The 25112-nt window shown below is 71.2% G+C and carries 24 protein-coding genes; 15 read left to right on the plus strand and 9 right to left on the minus strand.

Features of this window, described 5'->3' with window-relative positions:
* The first annotated feature begins 501 nt into the window (after nucleotides 1–501).
* From FHX60_RS22990 to FHX60_RS23005, 4 genes are all read left to right on the plus strand, one after another.
* Nucleotides 502–1287, plus strand: a complete 786-nt coding sequence (locus FHX60_RS22990; protein ID WP_062803991.1) for a GntR family transcriptional regulator — start codon at nucleotides 502–504, stop codon at nucleotides 1285–1287.
* A gap of 102 nt (nucleotides 1288–1389) precedes the next feature.
* Nucleotides 1390–2439 carry a tripartite tricarboxylate transporter substrate binding protein gene (locus FHX60_RS22995; RefSeq protein ID WP_183284736.1) on the plus strand — a complete coding sequence of 350 codons (1050 nt, stop codon included), beginning with the start codon at nucleotides 1390–1392 and terminating at the stop codon, nucleotides 2437–2439.
* On the plus strand, nucleotides 2436–3722 hold the full coding sequence (locus tag FHX60_RS23000) for a 3-isopropylmalate dehydratase large subunit (RefSeq protein ID WP_112776252.1): 1287 nt from the start codon (nucleotides 2436–2438) through the stop codon (nucleotides 3720–3722). Before FHX60_RS22995 ends, FHX60_RS23000 begins: the two co-directional genes overlap by 4 nt.
* A 48-nt stretch (nucleotides 3723–3770) precedes the next feature.
* Entirely contained in the window at nucleotides 3771–4292 is a 522-nt protein-coding gene (locus FHX60_RS23005) for a LeuD/DmdB family oxidoreductase small subunit (RefSeq protein WP_092314849.1), read from the plus strand.
* 15 nt (nucleotides 4293–4307) lie between these two features.
* Here the strand turns inward: FHX60_RS23005 and FHX60_RS23010 are convergent, their stop codons facing one another.
* The gene (locus FHX60_RS23010) at nucleotides 4308–4994 is read right to left on the minus strand and encodes a phosphoribosyltransferase (RefSeq protein WP_183284737.1); all 687 of its coding nucleotides are present in this window, start codon (nucleotides 4992–4994) and stop codon (nucleotides 4308–4310) included.
* Nucleotides 4995–5275: 281 nt separating this feature from the next.
* On the opposite strand from FHX60_RS23010, the gene FHX60_RS23015 reads away from it, so the two are divergent.
* Nucleotides 5276–5464, plus strand: a complete 189-nt coding sequence (locus tag FHX60_RS23015) for a hypothetical protein (RefSeq protein WP_092314851.1) — start codon at nucleotides 5276–5278, stop codon at nucleotides 5462–5464.
* Here FHX60_RS23015 and FHX60_RS23020 read toward each other — a convergent pair.
* Nucleotides 5443–6342, minus strand: coding sequence for a LysR family transcriptional regulator (locus FHX60_RS23020; protein ID WP_183284738.1), 900 nt, complete (start codon nucleotides 6340–6342; stop codon nucleotides 5443–5445). The genes FHX60_RS23015 and FHX60_RS23020 overlap by 22 nt on opposite strands.
* 181 nt (nucleotides 6343–6523) lie before the next feature.
* On the opposite strand from FHX60_RS23020, the gene FHX60_RS23025 reads away from it, so the two are divergent.
* Complete coding sequence (locus FHX60_RS23025; protein WP_111520847.1) at nucleotides 6524–6982, plus strand: nucleoside deaminase; 459 nt, start codon at nucleotides 6524–6526, stop codon at nucleotides 6980–6982.
* Complete coding sequence (locus FHX60_RS23030; RefSeq protein WP_183284739.1) at nucleotides 6975–8243, plus strand: cyanate transporter; 1269 nt, start codon at nucleotides 6975–6977, stop codon at nucleotides 8241–8243. Before FHX60_RS23025 ends, FHX60_RS23030 begins: the two co-directional genes overlap by 8 nt.
* Before the next feature lie 85 nt (nucleotides 8244–8328).
* On the opposite strand, the gene FHX60_RS23035 is transcribed toward FHX60_RS23030, so the two are convergent.
* Entirely contained in the window at nucleotides 8329–8466 is a 138-nt protein-coding gene (locus FHX60_RS23035; protein WP_165835185.1) for a hypothetical protein, read from the minus strand.
* Between the two features lie 555 nt (nucleotides 8467–9021).
* On the opposite strand from FHX60_RS23035, the gene FHX60_RS23040 reads away from it, so the two are divergent.
* The 7 genes from FHX60_RS23040 to FHX60_RS23070 all read left to right on the plus strand — a co-directional run bounded on the left by FHX60_RS23040 (nucleotide 9022) and on the right by FHX60_RS23070 (nucleotide 16518).
* Nucleotides 9022–9339, plus strand: coding sequence for a YXWGXW repeat-containing protein (locus tag FHX60_RS23040; RefSeq protein ID WP_183284740.1), 318 nt, complete (start codon nucleotides 9022–9024; stop codon nucleotides 9337–9339).
* A 724-nt stretch (nucleotides 9340–10063) separates the two neighbouring features.
* Nucleotides 10064–11044: a helix-turn-helix transcriptional regulator gene (locus tag FHX60_RS23045; RefSeq protein ID WP_183284741.1), complete on the plus strand. Its 981-nt coding sequence runs from the start codon at nucleotides 10064–10066 to the stop codon at nucleotides 11042–11044.
* Between the two features lie 85 nt (nucleotides 11045–11129).
* Nucleotides 11130–12083 (plus strand): glycosyltransferase family 2 protein, encoded by a 954-nt coding sequence (locus FHX60_RS23050; RefSeq protein WP_092314864.1) that lies wholly within the window; start codon nucleotides 11130–11132, stop codon nucleotides 12081–12083.
* Between the two features lie 107 nt (nucleotides 12084–12190).
* Nucleotides 12191–13402, plus strand: coding sequence for a GDP-mannose 4,6-dehydratase (gmd, locus tag FHX60_RS23055; protein ID WP_181487053.1), 1212 nt, complete (start codon nucleotides 12191–12193; stop codon nucleotides 13400–13402).
* Between the two features lie 28 nt (nucleotides 13403–13430).
* Nucleotides 13431–14423 (plus strand): GDP-L-fucose synthase family protein, encoded by a 993-nt coding sequence (locus tag FHX60_RS23060; protein WP_183284742.1) that lies wholly within the window; start codon nucleotides 13431–13433, stop codon nucleotides 14421–14423.
* A gap of 23 nt (nucleotides 14424–14446) precedes the next feature.
* Nucleotides 14447–15697, plus strand: coding sequence for a glycosyltransferase WbuB (locus FHX60_RS23065; protein WP_183284743.1), 1251 nt, complete (start codon nucleotides 14447–14449; stop codon nucleotides 15695–15697).
* A gap of 41 nt (nucleotides 15698–15738) precedes the next feature.
* The gene (locus tag FHX60_RS23070; RefSeq protein WP_112776246.1) at nucleotides 15739–16518 is read left to right on the plus strand and encodes a class I SAM-dependent methyltransferase; all 780 of its coding nucleotides are present in this window, start codon (nucleotides 15739–15741) and stop codon (nucleotides 16516–16518) included.
* An 85-nt stretch (nucleotides 16519–16603) separates the two neighbouring features.
* On the opposite strand, the gene FHX60_RS23075 is transcribed toward FHX60_RS23070, so the two are convergent.
* The 5 genes from FHX60_RS23075 to FHX60_RS23095 all read right to left on the minus strand — a co-directional run bounded on the left by FHX60_RS23075 (nucleotide 16604) and on the right by FHX60_RS23095 (nucleotide 22913).
* Entirely contained in the window at nucleotides 16604–17827 is a 1224-nt protein-coding gene (locus tag FHX60_RS23075; protein WP_112776245.1) for a glycosyltransferase, read from the minus strand.
* A 61-nt stretch (nucleotides 17828–17888) separates the two neighbouring features.
* Entirely contained in the window at nucleotides 17889–19265 is a 1377-nt protein-coding gene (locus FHX60_RS23080; RefSeq protein WP_183284744.1) for a hypothetical protein, read from the minus strand.
* The gene (locus FHX60_RS23085) at nucleotides 19259–20449 is read right to left on the minus strand and encodes a glycosyltransferase family 4 protein (RefSeq protein ID WP_092314876.1); all 1191 of its coding nucleotides are present in this window, start codon (nucleotides 20447–20449) and stop codon (nucleotides 19259–19261) included. Before FHX60_RS23085 ends, FHX60_RS23080 begins: the two co-directional genes overlap by 7 nt.
* Entirely contained in the window at nucleotides 20446–21711 is a 1266-nt protein-coding gene (locus FHX60_RS23090; RefSeq protein ID WP_092314878.1) for a hypothetical protein, read from the minus strand. The genes FHX60_RS23085 and FHX60_RS23090 overlap by 4 nt, the downstream gene beginning before the upstream one ends.
* Complete coding sequence (locus FHX60_RS23095) at nucleotides 21708–22913, minus strand: glycosyltransferase (RefSeq protein ID WP_183284745.1); 1206 nt, start codon at nucleotides 22911–22913, stop codon at nucleotides 21708–21710. Before FHX60_RS23095 ends, FHX60_RS23090 begins: the two co-directional genes overlap by 4 nt.
* Before the next feature lie 270 nt (nucleotides 22914–23183).
* Between FHX60_RS23095 and FHX60_RS23100 the strand changes: the two genes are divergently transcribed.
* On the plus strand, nucleotides 23184–23909 hold the full coding sequence (locus FHX60_RS23100) for a polysaccharide deacetylase family protein (RefSeq protein ID WP_183284814.1): 726 nt from the start codon (nucleotides 23184–23186) through the stop codon (nucleotides 23907–23909).
* On the opposite strand, the gene FHX60_RS23105 is transcribed toward FHX60_RS23100, so the two are convergent.
* The gene (locus tag FHX60_RS23105; RefSeq protein WP_183284746.1) at nucleotides 23906–25030 is read right to left on the minus strand and encodes a glycosyltransferase family 4 protein; all 1125 of its coding nucleotides are present in this window, start codon (nucleotides 25028–25030) and stop codon (nucleotides 23906–23908) included. The two genes, FHX60_RS23100 and FHX60_RS23105, sit on opposite strands and share 4 nt — an antisense overlap.
* Between the last annotated feature and the right edge of the window lie 82 nt (nucleotides 25031–25112).

Consider the following 25112-nt stretch of genomic DNA (forward strand, 5'->3'; position numbering starts at 1 on the left):
TTTTGCCGGATCAACATGGGTCCGCGATGATGTGCCGCCGGGAACATGTCACATTGCTGTGACAGAGGGGTCCCATCGGGTTTCCGGGGCCCTTTGGGGCCAGTTAAAAAATCCTTGGTTTTCAAGCCGTTGCAGCGCCCGCTCGGGATTTGCCCTGATTCTTCGGCCACGTATCGGCGGTGAAACATGGATTCCGGGGTGCCGCCGCCGCCGCTCGTGTGGGCCGCCCCACATTGCCGCCTTGACGCGACGCTGGCGGCATGGGCAAGCGGGCGCAGGGGCCGCGGTCGCGGCATCTTCCGCCCGCCCGCGCGCCGGCGACGCAACGGGGCGAATCCGGCACAATGCGTCACCTTGGCTTGATGCAGCGCGGCGCGCGCTCGCACCCGCGCCAGGCCCTTGTTGCGCAAACCCCTCAGCGTTTATCCTCGCTAGGCCCCATGTCTGATTTAAAGTACATTAGAGGCATTACAGACTTGTCATCTCTCCACAAGGGAAACCATGAGTGAAGCCGTCGTTCCCCTGTATCACCAGATTTACGTGGTGCTGCGCCAGCAGATCGTCGAAGGCCGCTTCGGCCAGGGTCCCTTGCCCGGGGAGATTGACCTCGCCAAGCAGTTCCACGCGTCGCGCGTGACCATGCGGCGCGTGTTCGACCGGCTGGTGCAGGAAGGGCTGGTGCGCCGCCACCGCGGGCTCGGCACCTTCGTCAACCCGCATCCGGTGCGTCCGGCCGCGGCGGCCGGCGAGGAACGCGGCACCAGCCTGCTCGACAACATCATCGACATGGGCCAGAAGACCTCGGTCAAGGTGATCTCGATCGATGAAGTCCATGCCACGCCCGATGTCGCCGACTCGCTGCAGATCGAGCCGGGCGACCCGGTGGTGAAGATCGTGCGCGTGCGCCACTACCGCAACCGTCCGCTGTCGCACATCACGGTCTACCTGCCGGCGGCGCTGGGCCGGCCGATCACGCGCCAGGCGCTGGAAGAGACCCCGGTGCTGCGCCTGCTGGAAGCGGGCGGGGTCAAGCTTGGCCGGGCCAGCCAGGTACTGTCGGCCCGGCTGGCCGACGTGGTGGTGGCGCCGCTGCTGGACGTGCCGGTCGGCGGCGCGCTGCTGGCGGTGCGCCGCGTGGTCAAGGACCAGTCCGGGCGCCCGGTGCAGCTGCTGCTGGGCCAGTACCGCCCGGACCGCTACGAATACCGGATGGAACTGTCGCCGGCTGGCGTCGACAGCGCCAACGTCTGGGTGGAAAGCGAGACCCGCCCGGGCCTGCGCGACTGACGCCACGGGAATTGCCCCGGACTTGCGTTGCCGGGGGTGCGCCGGACTGCGTTCCGCGCCATACTGCGCATCCCTGATCACATCGAGCGAGGAGCCGCCGCCATGCCTGAGTTCCGTCCGTCCAGCCTGACCCGTCCGCCTTCGATTCCGCGCCGCGCCACGATGCGCCGCCTTGCCACGCTCGGCACGCTGGCCGCATGCGCGCTGGCCCTGCCGCTGTCGGCGGCCGCGCAGGCACAAGGCCAGCCGCAGGCGCAGCTTGCCGGCGGCAAGCCGATCCGGATCCTGGTGGGCGCGCCGGCCGGCGGCACCACCGACACCCTGGCGCGCACCATCGCGCAGGAAATGTCGCAGGAGCTGGGCCAGCCGGTGGTGGTCGAGAACCGCCCCGGCGCCGGCGGCAATATCGCCGCGGACCTGGTCGCCAAGAGCGCGCCGGACGGCAGCACGCTGCTGATGAGTTTCACCAGCCATACCATCAACGCCACGCTGTACAAGAAGCTGCCGTTCGACCCGGTGCAGGACTTCACGCCGATCACGCTGGTCGCCACCGTGCCCAGCGTGCTGGTGGCCACGCCCCGGCTGGCGGCCAGCAACGTGCCCGAGCTGATCCGCCTGGCGCGCTCGGAGCCGGGCAAGCTGAACTTCGCCATCGGCTCGGTCGGCTCGTCGCTGCACATGGCCGGCGACATGTTCAAGATGATGACCGGCACCTACATCGTCAACATTCCGTACAAGGGCACCGCGCCGGCGCTGACCGATGTGCTGGCGGGCCAGTGCGACCTGATGTTCGCCAGCACCATCAACGTGCTGCCGCACGTGCGCGCGGGCAAGCTCAAGGTGCTGGGCGTGACCAGCCCGGCACCGCTGCCGCAATTCCCGGGCGCGGCGCCGATCGGCAATACCGTCAAGGGCTTCGAGTCGAGCGCGTGGTTCGGGCTGTTCGGCCCGGCCGGCATGCCGCACGAGACCACGCAGGCGCTGTACCAGGCCGCGCGCAAGGGGCTGGAAACCCCCGCGGTGCGCAAGCGCCTGGAGAACGACGGCGCCCAGCCGATGGGCACGCCGCCCGAGGCCTTCGCCGCGTTCGTGAAGCAGGACGTCAAGCGCTGGGCGGGCGTGGTCAAGTACTCGGGAGCGTCGCCGGAATGAGCACTGTGCCCGCCACGCTCGCGCAGAAGCTGGTGGCACGCGCCGCCGGGCTGGCGCATGCCGAGCCCGGCACCGTGGTGATCTGCCAGGTCGACCTGGCGATGTCGCATGACTCCAGCGGCCCGCGCCGCGTGGCGCCGCTGCTGCAAGAGCTTGGCACCGGGGTCTGGGACCCGTCGCGCTATGTCGTGGTGACCGACCATTTCGTCCCCGGCGGCGACGCCCAGGCCGAATCGATCCTGCGCTTCACGCGCGACTGGACGCGCCAGGCCGGCGCGCACTTCATCGACGCCGAGGGCATCTGCCACGTGGTGCTGCCCGAGCGCGGCCATGTGCTGCCGGGCCGCCTGATCGTCGGCGGCGACAGCCACAGCCCCACCGGCGGCGCCTTCGGCGCGTACATGTTCGGCGTGGGCGCGACCGAGATGGCCGGCGTGCTCGCCACCGGCGAGATCTGGCTGCGGGTGCCGGACACGATCCGGCTGCAATGGGACGGCCAGCTCGCGCCCGGGGTGTGCGCCAAGGACATGATGCTGTTCCTGTGCGCCACGCTGGGCATGGGCGGCGGACGCTACCAGGCGCTCGAATACACCGGCAGTGCGGTCGCCGCGCTGCCGATGCAGGAGCGCATGACGCTCACCAACATGAGCACCGAGCTCGGTGCGCAGACCGGGCTGGTGGCACCCGACGCGGTCACGCTGGACTGGCTGGCGCAGGCCGGCGTGCCGGCACAGACGCTGGCCGCCATCGACCTGGGCCACTGGCGCAGCGATGCCGGCGCGCCGGTGCTGGCCACGCACCGCTTCGACGCCGCCGCGCTGGCGCCGCAAGTGGCCGCGCCGCACTCGCCCGCCAACAGCGCGCCGGTCGACCGCGCCGCCGGCGAGCCGGTGCAGATCGCCTACCTGGGGGCCTGCACCGGCGCCAAGCTGGAAGACCTGCGCATGGCCGCGCGCGTGCTGCGCGGGCGCCGCGTCGCCGCTGGCGTGACGCTGCAGGTGGCGCCGGCCTCGCGCCGCGACCAGTTGCAGGCCGAGCAGGAAGGCACGCTCGGCATCCTCGCCGATGCCGGCGCGATGCTGCTGCCCAATGCCTGCGGCGCCTGCGCGGGCTACGGCGCGGCGCGCTTCCCGGCCGGCAGCCGTGCCATTGCCTCGACCGCGCGCAATTTCTCGGGCCGCATGGGCGACGCCGGCAGCGCGGTATGGCTCGGCTCGCCGATGACGGTGGCCGCCAGCGCCGTCACCGGCCGCATCACCGATCCGCGCACGCTGCTGGAGTAACGCGCGGCCCCCACCTCGTGCCCGCCGCCGGCGGGACAGACTTCCCGCATGACCTCTGCCCTCGCCCCCGCCCCTGCCGGCCGCCTCTGGCGCTTCGGCGACAACATCGACACCGATGCCATGGCCCCCGCCGTGCTGATGAAAGCGCCGCTGCCGGTGCTGGCCAGGCATTGCCTGGCCTCGGTGCGCCCGGAGTTTCCCGGCAGCGTGCGCCCCGGCGACGTGCTGGTGGCGGGCGCCAATTTCGGCATCGGCTCCTCGCGCGAGCAGGCGCCGCAGGCGCTGCGCGAACTGGGCGTGGGCGCGGTGGTGGCGCAATCGTTCGGCGGGCTGTTCTATCGCAACGCCATCAACCTGGGCCTGCCGGTGCTGGTCTGTGCCGACACCAGCCGGCTCGTCGACGGCGCGCACGCGGTGCTGGACCTGGATACCGCACAATTACGGCTCGACGACGGCAGCGTGGCGGCGTGCGAGCCGATTCCGGCATTCCTGCGCGCGATCCTGGCCGCCGGCGGGCTGGTGCCGCACCTGAAGGCGCGCCTGGCGCGCGAACGCGGCCGCCCGCACTGACGCCTGCGCGGCTGCTCAGGCCGCGCGCGGTGTGCGCAGCAGCGCCAGCGCCTCTTCGTCGCTGGTCTGGCTGAAATCGAGGTAGAACGCGCCCACCGCGCCGAAGCTGGGCGGCGTGTTCAGGCAGATCACCTCGTCGGCGGCCGCGGCCAGGCTGGCCAGCCCGTCCTGCGAGCCCACCGGGGTGGCAGCGATCACGCGCGCCGCGCCGGCCATGCGCACGCCTTCGAGCGCGGCGCGCATGGTGGCGCCGGTGGCCACGCCGTCATCGACCACGATCACCACGCGTCCGGCACGGGCCGGCACCGGCTTGCCGCCGCGGTAGCGCTGCTGGCGCCGGGCGATCTCGTCGAGCTGGCGGCCGCGCTCGGCGTCGAAGCTGCCGCTGTCGACGGCGCGCCGCGCCCAGGGGTCGTCATTGACCACCGTGTGCGGTCCGCCGCCGCCGGCATCGCCCTCCACCACCGCGCCGAGCGCCAGCTCCGGGTAGCCCAGCGCGCCGATCTTGCGCACCAGCAGCACGTCCAGCTGCCCGTCCAGCGCGCGCGCCACCTCGAACGCCACCGGCACGCCGCCGCGCGGCAACGCCAGCACCAGCGGCGGCTGGCCCAGCTGCGCGGCACCAAAGCCCAGTCCGGCCAGGTGGCGGCCGAGGTATTGGCCCGCCTCGCGGCGGTCGGCAAAGCACGGGGGCAGGGACATGGCGATTTTCATGGGAGGGGGGACGGCCAGCGCAGGCAGTCCCTCCGCCAAATATAGACCCTGGCACTGCCAGCGGCGGCGGCGCGCGGGCCACATCCGGAGGCAAGCCGCCGCGATCCCGCGCCATTGCATTGGGCGCGCTCGTGCAACAGTGTGTTGAGGCCCGGGTGGCTGACTTCGCCGCAGCGCAGCATTACGATGGCCGCTGGCGCTGACAACGCCGGACCGACATTGCCGGGCAGGCCACCGTGCCCGCCCGGCCCGATTGCATGAGCCCTGACATGACCACGCCCTCCCCCGCCCGCGCCGCGACGGCGCAGACCCAGCACGACAGCACGGCAGACGTTTCCCCGCTCGCCGCCCCGGACATTCCGTTCGGTTCTCTCGAAGCCGCCGCGATGGCCGAACTGCCCTACACCTTCCGCCCGGCCGGCACCTGCACCCGCTACTACAACGAGTTCTTCGGCTGAAGCTCAGGCGGCGCGCCGGCCGCCATCACGGTCTCGCACAACGCGGCCAGCCGCGCCGCCATGTCGCGCGCCGCGGCGGGCAGGTCCGGCTGCGCGTGCAGGCTCAGTTCGATATCCGGCACCGCGGCGGGCCAGCCGTGCTCCAGCACGGTGTGATGCGCCGTGGCCAGCCGCCGCGGCAGCAGCGTCACGCCCAGGCCGTCGGCGACCGCCGCGAGGATGCTGGCCAGGCTCGCGCTGACAAAGGCCACGCGCCAGCGCCGGCCGCCGGCGTCGAGTGCGTGCGTCATCTCGCCGCGGTACAGCCCGCCCACCGGGAATGCCACCAGCGGCACCGGGTCGCGTGCCACCGCCGGACGGCTGCGGCTGTCGATCCAGCATAGCGGCTCGGGCCAGCTGGCCAGCCCCGGGGCCTGGCCGGTGCGCTGCTTGACCAGCACCAGGTCCAGCTCGCGGTCCTGGAAACGCTGCCACAACTCGTGGCTCATGCCGCTGGTCACCTCCAGCCGCATGCCCGGCCAGTCATCGGCAAACCCCGCCAGCACCGGCGTCAGTGGCCGCGCGGCAAAGTCCTCGGGCACGCCCAGCCGGATCTCGCCCTGGCCGGCGCTCTGGCGCAGTTGCCCGACCGCCTCCGCCATCAACTGCTGCAGCCGGCGCGCATAGCCCAGCAGGCGCTCGCCTTCCGGCGTGGTGGTGACATAGCGCCCGCCCCGGTCCAGCAGCACGCAGCCCAGCTGCTCCTCCAGCCGGCGCACCTGCTGGCTGACGGTGGACTGGGTCAGGTGCACGCGCTGCGCGGCACGGGTAAAGCTGCCGCTCTCGGCGACGGCGACAAAGCTCTGCAGCAGCACGGGGTCAAGGCGAGGGTCCTGCATGGCGGCGTATCCATTGGTTTTTCCACTGCCGGCGATTTCATCATTTAATTTCCCAATTACCAAGCGCCGGCGTAGAGTTTCGGCACGATGCCCCGGCTTGCGTCCGGGCGCCATCGCCCCGACTCCACGCACCATGCCGCGTTGCACGCGAGCATGTTTGTACCCACTTTTTCTGCCAATCATGACTACTCACCAGGAATTCATGCGCGAGGCGGTACGCCTCGCGGTGGCCAACCGTGACCGCGGCGCGCGCCCGTTCGGCGCCGTGCTGGTGCTGGACGGCGAAACCGTCGCCACCGGCGTCAACGACATCGTTCACAGCCACGACCCCACCACCCATGCCGAGATGGAGGCGGTGCGCGCCGCCGCGCGCAAGCTGGGCCGGCCCGACCTGCGCGGCAGCGTGGTCTATGCCAGCGGCCACCCGTGCCCGATGTGCCTGGCGGCGATGACCATGGCCGGGGTGCAGGCGGTCTACTACGCCTTCGACAACCAGGATGCCGCGCCCTACGGCATGTCGAGCGAGGCCGCCTACCAGGCGCTGCGCCTGCCGCTCGACCCGCCGCCGCTACCGCTGACGCGGGTGCCGGTCGACCTCTCCGCCGCGCAGCTCTACGGCATGCGCCCGCGCCGTGGCTGAGGGCGCGCGCCCACCGCGCCCCGCTCCACCGCGCTGGCTGGTGCTGGCGGCCGTGGCCGGCATCGGCCTGAACCTGCGGCCGTTCCTGACCGCGGTGGGGCCGCTGGCGCCGGCCATCCGTGGCGGCACTGGCCTGAGCTACCAGGGCATGGCGTGGCTGACGCTGCTGCCAATGCTGCTGATGGGAGTGGGCGCGTTCTTCGGCCCGGCGATCCGCGCGCGGCTGGGCGCACGCGCCGCGGTGCTGGGCGCGCTGGCCCTGCTGGGCGCCGGCTGCGCGCTGCGGCTGGGCGTGGCCGGCGGGACCTGGCTGATCGCCTCGGCGGCGCTGTGCGGGCTGGGCGTGGCGGTGGTGCAGGCGGCGTGCCCGGGGCTGGTCAAGCAGGAGTTCCCGGCGCGCGTGGCGCCGGTGATGGGACTGTATTCGGCCGCGCTAATGGGCGGCGGCGCGCTGGGCGCGCAGCTGTCGCCCTATGTGACCGAGCTGGCCGGCAGCTGGCGCGAGGCGCTGGCGCTTTGGGCCGTGCCCGCGCTGGCGGCGCTCGCGCTGGCGTGGGTGGCGCTGCCGCGGGGGCCGGCCGGCCAGCAGACACTGGCGCCGGCCGCGCCGTCTGGGCGCCCGCCCGTCGCCGCCGGAAAGACCCGCGCGCTGCTACGGCGCCCGCGCACCTGGCTGCTGATGATCAGCTTCGGCGTGATGAACGGCGGCTATGCCTCGCTGGTGGCGTGGCTGGCGCCGTTCTACCAGAGCCATGGCTGGAGCGCGCCGGCCAGCGGCTCGCTGGTGGCGCTGATGGCGGTGGCGCAGGCCGCCGCGGCGCTGCTGCTGCCGACGCTGGCGGCGCGCCGCCTGGACCGGCGCGCGTGGATGGCGCTGGCGCTGGCCATGCAGGTTGCGGGCTTCGCCGGGCTGGCGCTGTGGCCGGAGGTCGCGCCGCACGCCTGGGCCGTGATCGGCGGCGCCGGCCTGGGCGGCTGCTTTGCGCTGTACCTGGTGGTGGCGCTGGACCACCTGCCCGACGCCGACAGCGCCGGCGCGCTGAGCGCGGTGATGCAGGGCGGCGGCTTCCTGCTGGCGTCGCTGGCACCGTGGATCACCGCCATGTTGCAGGCCCGCACCGGCAGCTTCGCCACGGGCTGGTGGTACCACCTGGCGTGCGCGGCGGTGGTCGGCGTGCTGACCATGCGGCTGGACCCGGCGCGCTACGGCGCGTCCTTTGCTTTGCCGGCGCCCGCCGGCTGCGCGCGGCAGGCGGGATGAAACCGGCCAGGTCAAGCTGACGGCGCGCGGCAGATTCCAGGCTGGCCGTCAGCCGGCGCGAGCTGCGGGTCAGCGGGTCAGCGGGTCAGCGGGCCGGCGCGGCCTCCACCACGGCCGTGGCATCCGCCGGCGCCCGCTCCTGCGGCAGCGCGAACAAGGCCGCGGCAGGCGGCGACAGGCCCTGCAGCCATTGCAGGGCAAGCACGATAAGCATGACCGGCATGGCGCCTCCTTCCCGCATCCGTGGCCACTTCTCACTGGTATAGCCCATCGCGTCCGGGCGGCGCCTCATGCCGACGCGCCGCATTGCCATTGCGTACCCGTTTCTGCGTGTTCGCGGGGGCCGGCCTGGACACCGTAGCGGCCGCACTCAGCCTGCCTGTCTTGCTAGATTTATTTCCCATGTAACGTCACATTACCTTCGACGCGGTGCCCGCGAGCCGATCGACGGGTCCGCCTTATTGCCCGCAAAGCGTTGCCTGGCAAGGGTTTCCGGAGGGGCATGCGGGCGCCGCGGCGGCTGGCTCGAGCCGTCGCCCCATGTGAGACAGGCTTACAAGTGCAAGCGCGCAGCGCGGCAGCCGGCCGCTACATTGAAGCCGTGTCCAACGCGATCCCGCCAGGAGCCAAGATGAAACGAGCCCTCTCGCTGGTGGTGCTGCTGTCTACCACCGCCGCACTGCTTTCCGCCTGCATCGTGGTGCCCCCGCGCGGCGGCCCGCCGCCGCGCCACCACCATCACCACTACTGATTCCGCCACCGCCCAAAGGAGCCCTCCATGAAACGCCAACTCCTGCTTGCTGCAGCCGTCCTTGCCACGGGCGGCGCCTTCGGACTGACCGCCCCTGCCGAAGCCCATCAGGCGCCGATCGCCCGCGGCTACGGCCATCCGCCGCCGCCGCCGCGCTATGAGCCGCACCCGGCCGCGCGCCGCGGCCAGGTCTGGGTGCCGGGCCACTGGGAAGCGCGCGGCGGACGCTACGCCTGGCGCGGCGGCTACTGGCAGCCGCAGCGCGTGGGCTACCGCTATGTGCCCGAGCGCTGGGTACGCGGCCCGCACGGCTGGGTCATGCGCCCGGGCCGCTGGGTACGCTGAGCCGGGCCGCCGGCGCCATCATCCCGCCGCGCGGCCTGCTCCCCACCGATGGGTGGTGGCAAGCCCGTCGCGGCCGGTGGCGCCGGCGCCGCAGCGCTCAACCATGGTGGTAGCCGCGCCTCATCCAGATGCACTAGACCATGTGCGCGACGTGCCGGCAAATCTGCCGGATTGATTTCACAACCAGCATTTCCGGGGCGCGTTTCATAATTGGAGCAGCACCGCTGATGGTGTATTCCGGACACCCCTCAATAGGGTTATAAAACCGTCATATCCGGCCAAAGATAATAGAATCTGTTTCAGATTTGCAACCAATTAAACTCTGAATGTCACATCGATGAAACCACCGGGAACGGCGTCAGCGCGGCGTTTGCGGAACCTGGCAGGTATAAATACGATATATTTGAAAGGATTATGAAGGTCCTTTCATTCCCTCCTTCATTCCACCCCGTACCCCCTTGCTTGCATTCCCCTCCCCCAGCCCATAAGATGAATTCCAACTGATTTAGGAGTAACAAGCACCCGGGTTCGGATTCGGGGTCATCCTTCCAGCCATGGGCAAGTTCCAGCCACAACAACGGAACCGCCCGGCATGGAAGCATGGGGGTCAGCCACAGAGCCAGTCACCAGTCACCAGCCAGCGCGGTGACGGCGGTCCTGTTACGTCTTCCATACGCAAAGCGCCCCACCGTCCGCCCCCGGGTAAAAACGGGGAGTGAAGTCCATGAATGCGTTGCTGATCGAGGAGCATCCGCTGCTCCGGCTCGGGCTGTTGCAGATGCTCGAGAACATCCAGGAATCCGCGCAGGTGGCGGCCATTGCACCCGCGGATATGGCCAGGCTGGACGCCCGGCACCAGAACGCCGACCTGCTCGTATTCGGCATGCCCGCCGACCCCGCGCCGGGCTGGGTGCTGCTGGAACAGGCCCGCCAGACGCTCGCGCCGCAACGCATCCTGATCCTGGCCGACACCCTGCCCTTGCATGTGCCCACCGCGGACAGCGCGCGCGGCATCTGCGGCTGCCTGCCCAAGTCCGCCTCGCTGGCAGTGATCGAGGCTGCCATCCGCATGGCCGTGTCGGGCGTACAGGGGCTGCTCTTCACCGCCGAGACCGGCACCCTGCCCTCGGCATCGCGCTCGGCCATGCCCGTCACGCAGTCACTCGCCTCGGCTGCGCCGCTGCCGCTCAGCGCCGCGCATCCGGCCCAACCGCCGGGGGAGCAGCTGGCGCTGGCGTCCTGCGCCAGCACCCCCCGCGCCGCCCTGCGTACCACCGTGGCGCTGCGCGACCTGACCGAGCTGCGGCCCGGCCAGCCGCTGTCCGCGGCGGCCCCGGCGCCGGTTTCGCCCGCACCCACTGCCATGCCGCTGGCCGAGGAAGAACCCGGCTACGACGAAGCTGAGATGCTGAAGATCACGCCGCGCCAGTACGAGGTGCTGGTGCTGCTGGCGCGCGGCTATCCGATCAAGACCGTCAGCCGCATGCTCAACATCTCGGTGGCGACGGTGAAGAGCCACGCCTGCACGCTGTACCAGCGGCTCAAGGTGCGCAACAAGGGCGAGGCGGTCTACGCCGCCCTGCAGCGGGGCGCCACGCTGGAATGGGTCAGCGGCGACGAACGCATCACGCGCGAAACCAATGGCGCCGGGGTGGCGCCAAGGCGCAACGAACCGCCGTGCCAGGCGGTCAGGCCGGCGGTCTGAAGCCGGGCTGAAGGTTTTGCCGCGCGCCGCGCCCGCACAGACGGGCCGGCGCCAAGCCGGCGCTTGCCGGACGGGAGGGGTCATCATGCAAGCCAGCACGTTCTTGCCCAGCTTTTCCGTGTGCGTCAGCACGCGCGACCATCCGGACGGATTGCGCCGGACCTTGCAGTCGATCGCGGCGTCGACCACGCCGCCGCACCAGCTGATCGTCTGCGACGACAGCAGCCACGACGCCACGCGCGCGCTGATGCGCGACGCCTACCCCGACATCCCCTGCCTGGATGGTCCGCGGCGCGGCGCCGCCGCCAGCCGCAACCGCCTGCTGCGCGCGGCCACCGGCACCCATGTGCTGTTTCTGGACGACCACGCCACGCTGGGCCCGACCTTCCTGCAGCAGATGGGCGAGCGCCTCGCCGACGACTTCATCTACCGGGTCGCCGCGGGCGGCAACGCCGACGCGCTGGTGCTGACCGGCACGGCGATGCGCGCCGGCGAATGCCTGCGGCCGCAGCGCGAGGATTTCCTGGGCCAGCCTTTGCGCCAGCCGCCGCGCCGTGGCGCGCGGGCGCGGCCGCTGTGCGCGGTGGTGCTGCCAAGCACGGTATTCCCGCGCGCGCTGCTGGAGCGGCTGCCGTTCGACGAATGCCTCGATGCCGACTACGACGTCGCCGACCTGACCGGACGCGCAGTCTACGGCTGCGGCTGCCGCATCGAGCTGATTCCCAGCGCGGTCAATCAGCTCGATGCCCAGCGGCCGCCGCCCTGCGCGGGAAGCCCGGCCGCCGATGCCGCGCGCATGGTCACGATGCTGCATCGGTACTGGCGCAGCCAGCACCGCCATGACAAGGCCGCGCTGTTCATGATGCTGGCGTTGCCGCACAACCTGGGGCACCACCTGCACCGCAGCGGCTGGCGCGGCGTGGCGCCGTTCTGGGCCACCACGCGCCTGCTGTGGCAGCACTTGCGGCTTGCGCCCGGCCATGACGCCACCGCAGAGCGCGCCGGCGCCGAGGTCACGACACCGATGCCGCGCACCTGATCCGTGGCGCAGCGCCCACACGGCAGGCCGCCGTTGTGTGGGGTAGCAGACGGTGCGGCGCCGCAGCGCGGCGCTACAGTCGCCCCACTTGCTAACGGATCAGAGCCATGGGCGCAAACGAGCTGGACACACTCGGTCATATCACCGCCACCGGGCCGGAACGAGCCGCGCCGCGCGGGCGCAACGGCGTCCGGCGTGCGCTGATCACCGGCATCACCGGGCAGGACGGCTCGTACCTGTGCGAGCTGCTGCTGGGCAAGGGCTATGAAGTGCATGGCATCAAGCGGCGCAGCTCGCTGTTCAACACCGAGCGCATCGACCACCTGTACCAGGATCCGCAGGCGCAGGAGCGCCGCCTGATCCTGCACCACGGCGACATGACCGACACCGCCAGCCTGGTGCGCGTGGTGCAGCAGTCGCAGCCCGACGAGATCTACAACCTCGCCGCGCAGAGCCACGTGCAGGTCTCGTTCGAAGAGCCCGAATACACCGCCAACACCGACGCCATCGGCACGCTGCGCCTGCTCGAGGCGATCCGCATCCTGGGCATGGAAAAGCTCACGCGCTTCTACCAGGCCTCCACCTCCGAACTCTACGGGCTGGTGCAGGAGATCCCGCAGAAGGAAACCACGCCGTTCTATCCGCGCAGCCCGTATGCCGCGGCCAAGCTCTATGCCTACTGGATCACGGTGAACTACCGCGAGGCCTATGGCATGTACGCCTGCAACGGCATCCTGTTCAACCATGAAAGCCCGGTGCGCGGCGAGACCTTCGTCACCCGCAAGATCACGCGCGCGATCGCGCGCATCGCGCTGGGGCTGCAGGAAACGCTGTACCTGGGCAACCTGTCGGCGCTGCGCGACTGGGGCCATGCGCGCGACTACGTCGAGATGCAGTGGCTGATGCTGCAGCAGCCGGCGGCGGAGGACTTCGTCATCGCCAGCGGCGAGCAGCACAGCGTGCGCGAGTTCGTGCAGCGCGCGGCGCGCGAGCTGGGCATCACCATCACCTTCCATGGCAGCGGCGTCGACGAGGTCGGCATCGTCGAGCATGTCGATCCGCCCGCGCGCGGCGGCGGCATCGCACCGGCGTGCAAGCCGGGCGAGATCGTGGTGCGGGTCGATCCGCGCTACTTCCGCCCGACCGAGGTGGAAACCCTGCTCGGCGATGCCAGCCGCGCGCGCGAGCGCCTGGGCTGGAGCCCGCGCATCGGCTTTGCCGAACTGGTCCGGGAAATGATCGAGGCCGACTACGCCGCGGCGCGCCGCGACGCGCTGGTCAGGCTGGCCGGCTTCCAGGCCTTCAACCATCTTGAGTAGCCGCGTGCACGGCCACCGCGAGGATCCCATGAACCAGGCCCTGGCAGCGCGCCCGCGCATCTTTGTCGCCGGCCATCGCGGCATGGTCGGCTCGGCCATCGAGCGTGCGTTGCGCGCGCAGGGCGGCGCCGATATCGTCACGCGCACGCACGTCGAGCTGGACCTGTGCGACCAGGCGCAGGTGCAGGCGTTCTTCGCCAGCCAGCGCATCGACGCGGTCTACCTGGCCGCCGCGCGCGTCGGCGGCATCCATGCCAACCATACCTACCCGGCCGAGTTCATCCACCAGAACCTCGCCATCGCCACCAACGTGATCCATGCCGCCTGGCAGGCCGGCGTGCGGCAGCTGCTGTTTCTGGGATCGAGCTGCATCTACCCGCGGCTGGCGCCGCAGCCGATCCCCGAAGCCGCGCTGCTGACCGGCGCGCTGGAGCCGACCAACGCGCCCTACGCCATCGCCAAGATCGCCGGCATCATGCTGTGCGACAGTTACAACCGCCAGTACGGTACCGATTACCGCTGCGTGATGCCGACCAACCTCTATGGGCCCGGCGACAACTACCACCCCGCCAACAGCCATGTGATACCCGGACTGGTGCGCCGCTTCCACGACGCCCGCCTGGCCGGCAGCGCGCGCGTGTCGGTGTGGGGCACCGGCAAGCCCTTGCGCGAATTCCTGCACGCTGACGACCTGGCGCGTGCCTGCCTGCATGTGATGGCGCTGTCCGCACCGGCCTACCGCGAGGCCGCGCCCGCGGGCTTGCTCAACGTCGGCAGCGACGACGAGGTCTCGATCGGCGCGCTGGCGGCACTGGTGGCGCAGGTCACCGGTTATCGCGGCACCATCGCTTTCGAAACCGACAAGCCCGACGGCACGCCGCGCAAGCGCCTCGACAGCAGCGCCATCATGCGCACCGGCTGGCGCCCGCGCATTGCGCTGCGCGACGGCCTGCGCGGCGTCTACGAAGAGGCCTGCCGCACCGGCACCTTGCGTGGCGGCATCGCGGCCGCGCTGGCCTGACCCCGAGCGCGCGCGGAGCGGCCATGAAGATCCTGATCTACTGCCAGAACTACGCGCCCGAACTGACCGGCATCGGCAAGTACACCGGCGAGCAGGCGCAATGGCTGGCCGCGCGCGGGCATGAGGTGCGCGTGGTCTGCGCCCCGCCGTACTACCCCGCATGGCGCGTCGGCGACGGCTACAGCGCCTGGCGCTATACACGCGAGACGCACGGCGGCGTGACGGTCTACCGCGCACCGGTGTGGGTGCCGCGCAAACCGTCCGGACTGCTGCGCATCCTGCACCTGATGAGCTTTGCGCTGAGCAGCGTGCCGTGCATGGCGGCACAGCTGCGCTGGCGTCCCGAGGTGATCTTCGCGGTCGAGCCCACGCTGATGTGCAGCCCGGCGGCGCTGCTGCTGGGCAGCTGCACGCGCGCGCGCACCTGGCTGCATGTGCAGGACCTGGAAGTCGATGCCGCGTTCGCGCTTGGGGTGCTGCGCCATCCGCTGCTGCGCCGCCTGGCCACGCGCATGGAGCGCGCGCTGACCACGCGCTACCACCGCGTCTCGACTATCTCGCAGGCCATGGCGGAGGCGCTGCGCGCCAAGGGCGTCAGCCCCGCGCGCCTGCAGCTGCTGCCCAACTGGGCCGACCTGCACGAGGCCCCGGCCGACGCGGCGCTGGGGTTCCGGCACGGCCTGGGCATCCCCGCCGACGCGGTGATCGCGCTGTACGCCGGCAACATGGGCAACAAGCAGGGCCTGGAAGTGCTCGCCGATGCCGCGCAGGCGCTGCAGGGCCACCCGCGCATCCACATGGTGCTGTGCGGCGACGGCAGCGGCCGCGCCGCGCTGCAGGCACGCTGCGCCGGCCTGGCACGCGTGCATTTCCTGCCGCTGCAGCCGCAGGCGCAGTTCCACGCCATGATGGCGGCCGCGGACATGCACCTGTTGCCGCAGCGCGCCGATGCCGCCGACCTGGTGATGCCGTCGAAGCTCACCGGCATGCTGGCGAGCCGGCGCGCGGTCATTGCCACCGCGCAGCCCGATACCGAGCTGGGCCGCCTGGTGGCCCGCGTGGGCGTGCTGGTGCCGCCCGGCGACGCCAGCGCGCTGGCGCACGCCATTGCCACCCTCGCCTGCCAGCCGCAGCGGCGCGCCATGCATGCCGCCGCGGGCCGCGCCTGGGCCGAAGCCCACCTCGGCCGCGACGCGGTGCTGGCGCAACTGGAGTGCGCACTGCAGGCACTGGTATCGCCGCCTGCCGCGCAAGACGCCTCCGCGGTGGCCTGAGCGCCGCCGCGGCCAACGCAACGCCCAAGGGGGAACCCGACATGAGTCCTGACACCGCGACCACGCACCCCGCGCTGGTGCAACGCCTGATGCGAACCATCAAACCCCTGGTGCCCGCCTGGCTGCGCACCTACTACCACGTGCGCCGCGAGCAGCAGCATGACGCACGCTACGGCGCCAAGCCGCCGGGCGAAGTGTTTTCCGACGTCTACCACAGCAGCCTGTGGGGCGAGGCCGACGAGCCGGGCTTCTTCAGCGGCACCGGCTCGCACGATCCGCGCATCGTCGAGCCCTATGCCGAGGCGGTCACCGCGCTGCTGCGCGAACTGCCGCGCAAGCCCGACGTGGTCGACCTGGGCTGCGGCGACTTCCATATCGGCAGCCGCATCCGCCCCGCCTGCGGGCGCTATGTGGCCTGCGACGTGGTGGCGCCGCTGATCGCGGCCAACCGCGCGCGCTACGCCCATCTCGACGTGGATTTCCGCTGCCTCGACATTGCCGGCGACGAGCTGCCCGCGGGCGACGTGGTGTTCCTGCGCCAGGTGCTGCAGCACCTGGACAACGACAGGATCGCGCGCGTGCTGGCCAAGCTGCACCGCTACCAGGTGCTGGTGCTGACCGAACACCTGCCGCTGGCGCCGGACTTTCCGCCCAACGCCAAGAAGCGGCTGGGGGCCTCGACGCGCCTGGCGCGCATGGTGCCGAGCGGCGTGGTATTGACCGCGCCGCCGTTCAACCTGAAGCCGGTGCACAGCCGCGTGCTGTGCGAGGTGCGCGAAGGCGCGGGCGTGATCCAGACCGTCGCCTACATCCTGCATTGAGCCGGCGCCCGCGCAACGGCTGCGTTGTGCGGGCCTGCCCCGGCCCCCGCCGGGGTCTGCTGATCTCAACTGGTCTCAACTGGTCTCAGCTGGCCTCGGCCTCCGCCGCCGCAGTGGCCGAGGCCGGGGCCAGCGCGGCCAGGTAGATGGCCTCGTACTGGTCCAGCGCGCGCTCCGCGGAGAAATGCCGCACCCACGCCAGCGAGTCGGCCGAGAGCTGGTCGAGCCGCGCCTGTGGCCACGACAGCAGCTCCAGCAGCACGCCCACGTTGCGCCGGGCCCAGGCCTGCGCCTGGTCCGGTTCCATCGGCTCCATCAGCAGCGCCAGCCCGCCGCCGATCTCCTGCATCGGCGCCCGCGCCGTGGTCAGCACCGGGATGCCGCATGCCATGGCCTCGATCACGGGCCAGCCGAAGCCCTCTTCCAGGCTCGGGAACAGCAGCACCGCCGCAAGCGCATAGGCGGCGTGCACGGCCGCGGTGGACATGCCCTCCAGGAAGCGCACCTTGCCGCCCAGCCGCTCCGCGCCGGCGGCCAGCTCGCGCATGGCGGGAGTCGGCTCGGGGCCGATCATCCACAGCGGGCGCGGCGCCGCAGCGGCACCGCTGCCACCGCCCGCGCTGCTGGCCTCGCAATAGGCCTGGTATAGCGCCAGCACGCCTTCGCGGTTCTTGTACCACTGGTTGCCGCCGATATGGACCAGCATGCCGGGCTCGATATCGTCGATGCTGGCCGCGCGCAGCCGGCGCATGGCGACATCCGGCGCGAGCGGGAGGAACGGGTAGTTGAGGCCGTTGTGCACCACCCGCACGCGCGGCCTCGGCCCCGGATGCAGGCGCAGCAGGTCGTGCGCGGTCTTCTCCGACACCGCGACAAAGTTCCGCCCCAGCCCAATGCCGCGCAGGATCAGCGCCTGGTAGAGCCGCCCGCTGGCCGACAGCTGGCGCCCGGGAAACTCGCCGGCGGCGGTGCGCTGCGCGATGAAGTCGTGGCAGTGGATCACATGCGGGCGCCGGTGCAGCAGCCACATCCACATGCCCAGCGAATGGTCGGTCAGCACCACCAGCGCGCCGGCGCCCTCGCGCCGCAGCCGCCACCACGCCCACGCGGGAAACAGCATGTACTGGTCGACATAGCCGAGCCACTTGCGCAGGCCCGGGCGCGTCGACAGCCGCACCAGCACGGCGGGCGGGGTCCATAGCTGGGCCTCGTGGCCGCGCTCGCGCATGCCCTCGACGATCATGGCCGCGAAGCGGTCCATGCTGTGGCTGCCGAAAAAGACGGGATGACCGAACAGGATGAGCCTCATATTGCTTTTCTTCGCGGATCGATGTGGATGCCCGATGGGATGCGTGGCCCGCAGCGTGCCGCTAGCGCGCGTGTCGTCGCCGCGGCCGTGCGCGCTTGTTCGCGCCCGTCAGCCGCCCCTGCCGCTCCAGCCGCGTGACCGCCATGGTGAAGCCGACAAAGAGAAAGCCCAGCACGTTGGCGGTGAGCTGGCCGATCAGCGACCACGTCAGCAGGCACAGCGTGCTCACCAGCCACAGCAGGATGGCAAAGCAGTTGCCGGTGCGGCGCGCCGCGCCGATCGCAAGCCACATGCCGGCCACGCACACCGCGAACTTCAGCGCCACGTACAGATAGCCCAGCAGGCCGGCCTCCTCGATGGTGCGCCCGGTCTCGGTCTCGGACAGCATGAAGGTGATTTCGCCGCGCTCGAGATAGCTGGCCAGGTTGCTGCCGCGCCCCAGCCCCGCGCCCAGCAGGGTCGGCCTGGCATAGGCCTCGCTCTCGCCCAGGAACATGGTGCCGACGCGGTCGCCGAAGTCTTCGTCTTCGGCGGCGTCGTGGAAGCGCTGCGCCGTGCTTTCGACGGACTCGCTGAACACGGCCATGCCGACCGCCCCCATCACCATCGCCGCGCCGAGCCAGACCAGCACGCGCCGCCTGGCCACGCTGCGCCCGAACGTCAGGGTGCACAGCGCCGCCACTGCGAACAGGCCCGGCAGCAGCAACACGGTGGCGCGCGAACCGCTGACCAGCACGCTGACCAGCAGGCAGCCCAGCACCACCAGCGCATACAGCCAGTGCCGCTTGCCGTCGCCGCCGAGCACGTATTGCAGTGCAATCGGCATGGTGATCGCCAGGAAGGTGGTGTAGCCCAGCGTGAACGAGAAGGTGCCGGTAGTGCGCACGATGTCGCCGACCATCATGAAGACCCGGTCTTCGTCGCCGTCGACCTGCCGGTTCAGGAAGCTGCCGGGCGGCAGGAAGTGCTGCATCACCACCAGCGGCGCCATCAGCACCATCAGCACCAGCGTGGTCTTGCAGATCGCCGCAACGTCCTCGGGCTCGAGCAGCAGCGCCGCTGCCACGCCGAACCACACATAGAGCAGCCAGAAGCGCAGCCCGACCAGCATGATGGCGAGCGTGCCGTCGCCGGCGATGGTCTGCACCAGCCCCCACGCCAGCACCAGCGCGCTCCACAGCAGCAGCAGCCGCATCGCCGGCCGCGCCGGCGTGAAGCCGCCATAGCGCATCGCGTAGTAGATGCCATAGACCGCCAGCAGGTCGCGCAGCAGCACCAGCGGCAGGCTCAGCGAGCCCGCCACCCACTTGCGCGCCGCGCCTTCCAGGACGGCCACCAGGAACACCAGCAGGAACACGGTGCCGAAGGTGGTGCGGGCATGCCGGCGGATGCGCGAGCGCGCCGGCGGCGCCAGGGGTGCGGCGGAGTGGCTCAGCATAGCGTCGCGATGGTTGCGACCGCGGCGCGGCGATACCTGGCCCAGGTGTACTTCTCCCCGGCCAGGCTCGCATAAGGGCGCGCCTCGTCCAGGCTGGCGCGTACCGTGGCAAGCTCCAGCATGCGGTCATACAAGGATTGCGCGCTGACCTGGACGACCCAGCCCGCGCGCGGGAATTCCCGCAAGATCTCCTTGGCCCCGACCCGCTCCGACACCAGCGCCGGCGTGCCGCAGGCGAGCGCCTCGGCCACCACCATGCCGAAGGAATCGAAGCGCGACGGCAGCACCAGGCAATCGGCGTCAGCCAGCTCCTGGTAGAGCGCCGGTTGCGGCAGCGCGCCGAGCAGCGTGACCCCGGGCGTCGACGCCAGTGCCGCGGCCAGCGCGGGCTCGGCGCCGCCGCCGGCCACCGCGAGCTCGGCCTCGGGCACGCGCGCGCGCACCATGGCGAAGGCCTGTTGCAGCAGGTCGACCGCCTTGAGCGTGGTCAGCCCGCCGGCATACAGGAAGCGCGTGCCGGCGCGCGTGCGCCGGCGCTGCACGTTGCCGGGCAGGCTGGCGCCGAGCAGGATCGGCCTGAGCTTGGCGTCCGGCACGCCGGCCTGGGCATAGGTCTGCGCGGCGAATTCGGAGCAGGTGATGACCAGGTCCGCCAGCTCCACCTCGCGGTCCTTGCGCGCGTCGATGCAGGCCAGGTAGGGATCGGGCTGCAGCCCCAGCAGGGCCGCCGCGGTCGCGCGATGCACCGCCGGCGCGTCGAGCACGCAGCGCGCGCCGATACGGCGGGCCGCCTCGAAGGTCTGCATCGCCGAGTTCTCGTAGGCCACCACCACGTCGGGGCGCAGCGCCTCGACGCGCCGCGCCGCCCATGCATCGAACAGGTGGAACACGCGGTGCGCATAGGCCGACTGCGACATGCGCAAAAAGCGGTTGAGCCCGACGCGGCGGTGCAGCCCCAGCTTGAGCATGGCCGGAAAGCACAGCGGGTGGCGGCGCAGGGCCTGCGGGATGCCGACCTCGCGCACCTTGGCGCCGAGCGCGGGCGGCAGCCACCACGGCACCGGCTCGCCCGGCCCGCGCACCGGCACGCCCGACCAGTACTGGCACAGCAGCCCCTGCTCGTGGAGCGCCTGCGCCATCTGGTGCGAATGCTGCAGGCCGGGGTGGGTGACCAGGACCTTCATGGGCGGCCCCCGTCGACGCTCAGCACCGGCGGCGGCAGCAGCCGCCCGGCACGGATCGCGCCCGCCAGCTCGCACAGCACCGCGGCGCCAAGCCCGGACGCCAGGCCGGCCTCGAACCACAGCACGCCGCGCAGCGTGGTCAGGTCCAGCAGGTGAGGCGCGACCAGGCACCAGGCGATCACCACCGGCACCTGCATGTAGTTGAAGTGGTTCAGGCCGCGGTTGGCCAGCAGTTCCCAGGCCACGCCGGCAATGCTGTAGGCGCCGGCGCCCAGGCAGGCGATCAGCAGCTCGGAGCTCAGGCCGGCGTAGTTGGCCCCGACCAGGCGCAGCAGCAGCCCGGGCCACAACCAGGCCAGCAGCACCAGCGTGCCGGCCGGCAGCGAACCCAGCAGCAGCCAGCCCAGGTACTGGCGCAGCACGTGCTCGCGCGCCTGCGCGAAGCGCGGCACGACATACGCGCCCACCACGATGCTGACCGGCACCAGCAGCTGGCCGATGCGCGACAGCGCGCCGATCGCCGCGGTCTGGCTGACCGCGCCGTAGAACGCGACGATGGCGAAGGCGAACTGCGACTGCAGGCAATAGAACGCGTCCATGGGAATCTGGCGGCGCGTGATGGCGCGGATCGAACGCTGGTCCTCGGCCACCGGCTCGGCGGCCCGCGCCGGCAGCTCGCGGCGCAGCCAGCGGCGCACGAACGGCACGCGCAGGCCGGCGAAGAGCGTGTTGACCAGGCTGGCCGCCAGCGCGCTCTGCCATCCAAGCAGGTAGACGCCCCATGACAGCAGCAGCCGCGCGCCCGACAGGCTGGCATCGAGTGCCTGCAGCGCCGGTGCGCGGTTGGCGAACAGCAGCACCTGGTCCACCACGCGCGACTGCATGTCGAAATACCACATCGTCAGCAGCGTCAGCAGCAACGCGGCGATCAACGCCAGCGACGCATGGTTGCGGTACATCAGCACGCCGGCGACGATCAGCAGCGGCGGCAGCAGGAAGGCCGAGATGCGCTTGCGCTGCGCCAGCGCGGCGCGCGTGGCCTGCGCCGCGCGCTCGCGGTCTGGCCAGGTGCGCCCCAGGATGGCATTCAGCCCGAAATGGATGCCGCCCTTGGTGACGATCGACATGGCGCCGACGATGGCGCCGGTGACGGTATAGATCGCGTAGTCGCCGACGCTGAGCCAGTGCGCCAGCAGCAGGCCGGTGATGGCGCCGAGCCCCTGCGACAGCACCGCGAAGACGAAGATGCGCAGCGCTTTCATGGCGTGCCGCCCGGCGTGGCAGTGGTGGCGGCATCGGCGGCAGGCGCCGGCACCGGCCGCTCGCTCAGGATCTCCAGCAGCCGCTGCGCGCTCTGGCGCACCTCGAAGCGTCGCTGGAAGCAGGCTTGCGCCTGCACCCGCATGCGCGCCTGCGCGCCGGGATCGGCCTGCAGCCACTGGCGCAGGCACGCGCCGGTGCCCTCGGCGGAATCGGCGCCGGCCAGTCCGGCGCCGTCGGCAACGATTTCGCGCCAGATATTGACCTTGTCCGATATCAGCACCGGCACGCCGCAGCCCAGCGCCTCGGCCACGGCCACGCCAAAGTTCTCCTGGTGCGACGGCAGGGCAAAGACTTCGGCCGCGTGATAGGCGCCCCACTTCAGGTCGCCCGACAGCATGCCGGTCCAGCTGAGCCGCTGCGCCAGCCCCAGGCGTTCGGCCTGGCGCACCAGCCGCTCGCGCAGCGCCGCCTCCACCGGCCCTGCCAGCACCAGCTGCAGCCGCGGGTCGGCACCGGCCACACCGGCAAAGGCTTCGACCAGCAGGTCGCAGCCTTTCTTTTCGTGGATCCGGCCGAGGAACAGCACGATGCGCTTGCCGCGCAGTGCCGGGAACGCAGTGAAGAACGCCTCGCGCAACGGCATGGCCGCGGTGGGTGGCTGGGCGGTGCCGTAGCCGGCCACCAGCCCGCGGCAGCGATAGGGCCAGAACGCGTTGCGCGAACGCCGCTGCTCTTCCTCGCAGGTGAACAGCACCGCGCGCGCGCCGCGCAGCACCCAGTACTCACCCAGCAGCCAGTACAGGCTCTTCTTGACGTGCTTGAGCGGATAGCGTTCGCGGAACCACGGATCGAGCATGCCGTGGGTATAGACAAAGTACGGCACCTCGCTGCCGCGCAGCGCGAGGCAGGTAGCGAGCGCATGGAACTGCCACAGGCCTTCGACCAGCACTGCGTCGTAGTCCGCCGCATGGGCGCGCAGCCACGCCAGCATCCTCGGGTTGAAGCCGTACTTGGTCGGGGTCGGGCCCAGTGCGACCACGTTCATCTCGCTGGCGCGCACGAACGGTGCATCGGGTGCATCGCCGCAGCAGACGTCGATCTCGGCGCCGCGTTCGCGCAGCGGCTGGCGCAATTGGCGGATGCCCTCGATGGGGCCACCCCCGGCAGGGTCGATGGAGGGTATGACGTGCAGCAATCTCATGGTGCAGGCGATCTCCGGAATCCGCGCGTCGTGCCCGCTGTGTGCCTGGCACTGGTTCCCCGGCTGGCGCCATTGGCAAGCGGGGCCATACGTCCTCGTGCCCGCAGCATGAGCCAGCGCGCCCGCGGCCTCTGTTCGCTGCCACACACCCGCGCCGGCCAGTGCCGGCGCCGCCAGGCCAATGTGGACCAGCGCACCGAGCCGGCCCCCGCAGCGCACCAGAATGGCCTGCACCGGCGCCATCCGCATGGCGCGCACCTGGTCCCTGCCATGCCGATTCCGATCCTGATGTACCACCAGATCGACGCACCGCCGCCACGCCGCTCTCCCGGGCGCGGGCTGTGGGTGCCGCCCGCGCGCTTTCGCCGCCAGATGCGCCTGATGCACCGGCTTGGCTATCGCGGCCTGAGCGTGCGCGACCTGATGCCGTACCTGCACGGCGAGCGCAGCGGCAAGGTGTTCGGCATCACCTTCGACGACGGCTTTCGCAATGTGTTCGAGCACGCCATGCCCGCGCTGGATGCGCTCGGCTTCACCGCCACCAATTACTTTGTCTCGCGCCAGCTGTCGGGCAGCAATGTCTGGGACCGCGACCTGGGCATCCGCCCCGCGGCGCTGATGAGCGTGGCGCAGATGCGCGCGTGGCACCAGGGCGGGCATGAGGTCGGCTCGCATACGCTGGACCATGTCGACCTGCGCCGCATGGCGCCGCACGAGGCGCGCCGGCAGATCGCCGCGTCCAAGGACGAGCTGGAACAGTGGCTTGGCGTGCCGGTGACGGCCTTCTGCTATCCCTATGGCAGCCAGGACGCCGCGCACCGGGAGATGGTGCGCGAGGCGGGCTATGCCAACGCCACCATCACGGCGCGCGGGCTGGCCCGCGCCAGCGACGACCCGTTCGGCCTGCCCCGCGTCAGCGTCTATTGCGCCACCGGCATGTTCGGCTTCCTGCGCAAATGCCTGACCGCGCACGAGGACCGCTGGCGCGAAGCCTAGCGGCCTGCTTCGGAACCCTGCTGCTCGGTGCTGAACGGTACGGGCTCGCGCGGCTCTCTGGGGTGCTGCGTGAAGCGCGCGATGGCCTCGGCATAGCGCTGCGCCACCGCCTTGCGTTCATGCTCGCGCAGGAACTGGCGCGTGCCGGCTTCGTCCCGGCGCGACGCGCCGGCCAGCACCGCGGCCATGGCCGCGTGCAGTGGCTCGGGCGCCGGCTCGACCACCCAGCCGAAGTCGCCGACCGCTTCGGGCAGGCCCCCGCGCTGGCTGACGATCACTTCGCAGCCCGCCGCCAGGCCTTCCAGCGCGACGATGCCAAACGACTCATAGCCCAGCGACGGCGCCACCAGGCATCGATGCCGGCCCAGCAGCGCCGCCACGCCGGTGGCGCACTGGCAGCCGGCAAAGTGCACCGCGGCCGCGCAGCCGAGCCCGTCGGCCAGGCGCGCCAGGGCTTCGCGCTCGGGCCCGTCACCGACGATGGTCAGCCGCGCATGCGGCTGGCGCGCGTGCAGGCGCGCAAAGCTGCGCACCAGCAGGTCCACGCCTTTCTCCGACACCAGCCGACCGACGAAGATGAAGCTTCCCGGCGGCCGCGCATCGGCGGGCGGCGCCGCCGCGAACAGTTCGTCGCGATAGCCGTTGTGGATCACCAGCGGCTGGCCCGGCAGCCAGCCGGCCAGGTAGTGGCTGACGCAGATGCCGTCGTAGAAGCGCGACAGCCAGCGCTTGATCGCACCCGTCCAGCTGCCGCGCGTGTGGCCATGGACCACGTAGGGGCCGTGATGCGTCAGCACGATGCGCCGGCGCAGCGCGCTGGCCAGCATCACGTCGTAAAAGGTCAGGCCGACGAACAGCACGCGCCGGTGGCGCAGCATGGCGCGCGCAAGCTGCAGCTTGCCGCTGACCCGGGTCACGGCGAACGGGAAGGTAGTGGGATCGTGCGGCGCGCCCGGCGTGCGCGTGGCCACTTCGACCGGATAGCCCAGCTCCGCCAGCCCGCTCGCCAGCTCCTCGGCGAACCGCTCCATGCCGCCGACCAACGGATGGAAGGGGGCGCTGTAGATCAGGATGCTTGGCAGCGGCGCAGAAGTCTCGCGCAGCGGCAAGGGATGCATCATCGCGTCATGGCTCCGGTCGCACCGGGTGCAAGCAAGTCTATGCACGCGGTGTCCTGCCTGCAGCATGCGCCAGCACCGGGTG

Origin of the sequence: Cupriavidus alkaliphilus (genome assembly GCF_014191175.1) — a bacterium.
Taxonomy (GTDB): domain Bacteria; phylum Pseudomonadota; class Gammaproteobacteria; order Burkholderiales; family Burkholderiaceae; genus Cupriavidus; species Cupriavidus alkaliphilus.

Bases quoted from the DNA above. Each gene is read 5' to 3' on its own strand.
- FHX60_RS23060 (WP_183284742.1), top strand. From the start codon at position 13,431: ATGAACCAGGCCCTGGCAGCGCGCCCGCGCATCTTTGTCGCCGGCCAT.
- gmd (WP_181487053.1), top strand. From the start codon at position 12,191: ATGGGCGCAAACGAGCTGGACACACTCGGTCATATCACCGCCACCGGG.
- FHX60_RS23100 (WP_183284814.1), top strand. From the start codon at position 23,184: ATGCCGATTCCGATCCTGATGTACCACCAGATCGACGCACCGCCGCCA.
- FHX60_RS22990 (WP_062803991.1), top strand. From the start codon at position 502: ATGAGTGAAGCCGTCGTTCCCCTGTATCACCAGATTTACGTGGTGCTG.
- FHX60_RS23085 (WP_092314876.1), bottom strand. From the start codon at position 20,449: ATGAAGGTCCTGGTCACCCACCCCGGCCTGCAGCATTCGCACCAGATG.
- FHX60_RS23065 (WP_183284743.1), top strand. From the start codon at position 14,447: ATGAAGATCCTGATCTACTGCCAGAACTACGCGCCCGAACTGACCGGC.
- FHX60_RS23005 (WP_092314849.1), top strand. From the start codon at position 3,771: ATGACCTCTGCCCTCGCCCCCGCCCCTGCCGGCCGCCTCTGGCGCTTC.
- FHX60_RS23050 (WP_092314864.1), top strand. From the start codon at position 11,130: ATGCAAGCCAGCACGTTCTTGCCCAGCTTTTCCGTGTGCGTCAGCACG.
- FHX60_RS22995 (WP_183284736.1), top strand. From the start codon at position 1,390: ATGCCTGAGTTCCGTCCGTCCAGCCTGACCCGTCCGCCTTCGATTCCG.
- FHX60_RS23075 (WP_112776245.1), bottom strand. From the start codon at position 17,827: ATGAGGCTCATCCTGTTCGGTCATCCCGTCTTTTTCGGCAGCCACAGC.
- FHX60_RS23045 (WP_183284741.1), top strand. From the start codon at position 10,064: ATGAATGCGTTGCTGATCGAGGAGCATCCGCTGCTCCGGCTCGGGCTG.
- FHX60_RS23070 (WP_112776246.1), top strand. From the start codon at position 15,739: ATGAGTCCTGACACCGCGACCACGCACCCCGCGCTGGTGCAACGCCTG.
- FHX60_RS23080 (WP_183284744.1), bottom strand. From the start codon at position 19,265: ATGCTGAGCCACTCCGCCGCACCCCTGGCGCCGCCGGCGCGCTCGCGC.
- FHX60_RS23000 (WP_112776252.1), top strand. From the start codon at position 2,436: ATGAGCACTGTGCCCGCCACGCTCGCGCAGAAGCTGGTGGCACGCGCC.
- FHX60_RS23035 (WP_165835185.1), bottom strand. From the start codon at position 8,466: ATGCCGGTCATGCTTATCGTGCTTGCCCTGCAATGGCTGCAGGGCCTG.
- FHX60_RS23040 (WP_183284740.1), top strand. From the start codon at position 9,022: ATGAAACGCCAACTCCTGCTTGCTGCAGCCGTCCTTGCCACGGGCGGC.
- FHX60_RS23105 (WP_183284746.1), bottom strand. From the start codon at position 25,030: ATGATGCATCCCTTGCCGCTGCGCGAGACTTCTGCGCCGCTGCCAAGC.
- FHX60_RS23020 (WP_183284738.1), bottom strand. From the start codon at position 6,342: ATGCAGGACCCTCGCCTTGACCCCGTGCTGCTGCAGAGCTTTGTCGCC.
- FHX60_RS23015 (WP_092314851.1), top strand. From the start codon at position 5,276: ATGACCACGCCCTCCCCCGCCCGCGCCGCGACGGCGCAGACCCAGCAC.
- FHX60_RS23025 (WP_111520847.1), top strand. From the start codon at position 6,524: ATGACTACTCACCAGGAATTCATGCGCGAGGCGGTACGCCTCGCGGTG.
- FHX60_RS23090 (WP_092314878.1), bottom strand. From the start codon at position 21,711: ATGAAAGCGCTGCGCATCTTCGTCTTCGCGGTGCTGTCGCAGGGGCTC.
- FHX60_RS23095 (WP_183284745.1), bottom strand. From the start codon at position 22,913: ATGAGATTGCTGCACGTCATACCCTCCATCGACCCTGCCGGGGGTGGC.
- FHX60_RS23010 (WP_183284737.1), bottom strand. From the start codon at position 4,994: ATGTCCCTGCCCCCGTGCTTTGCCGACCGCCGCGAGGCGGGCCAATAC.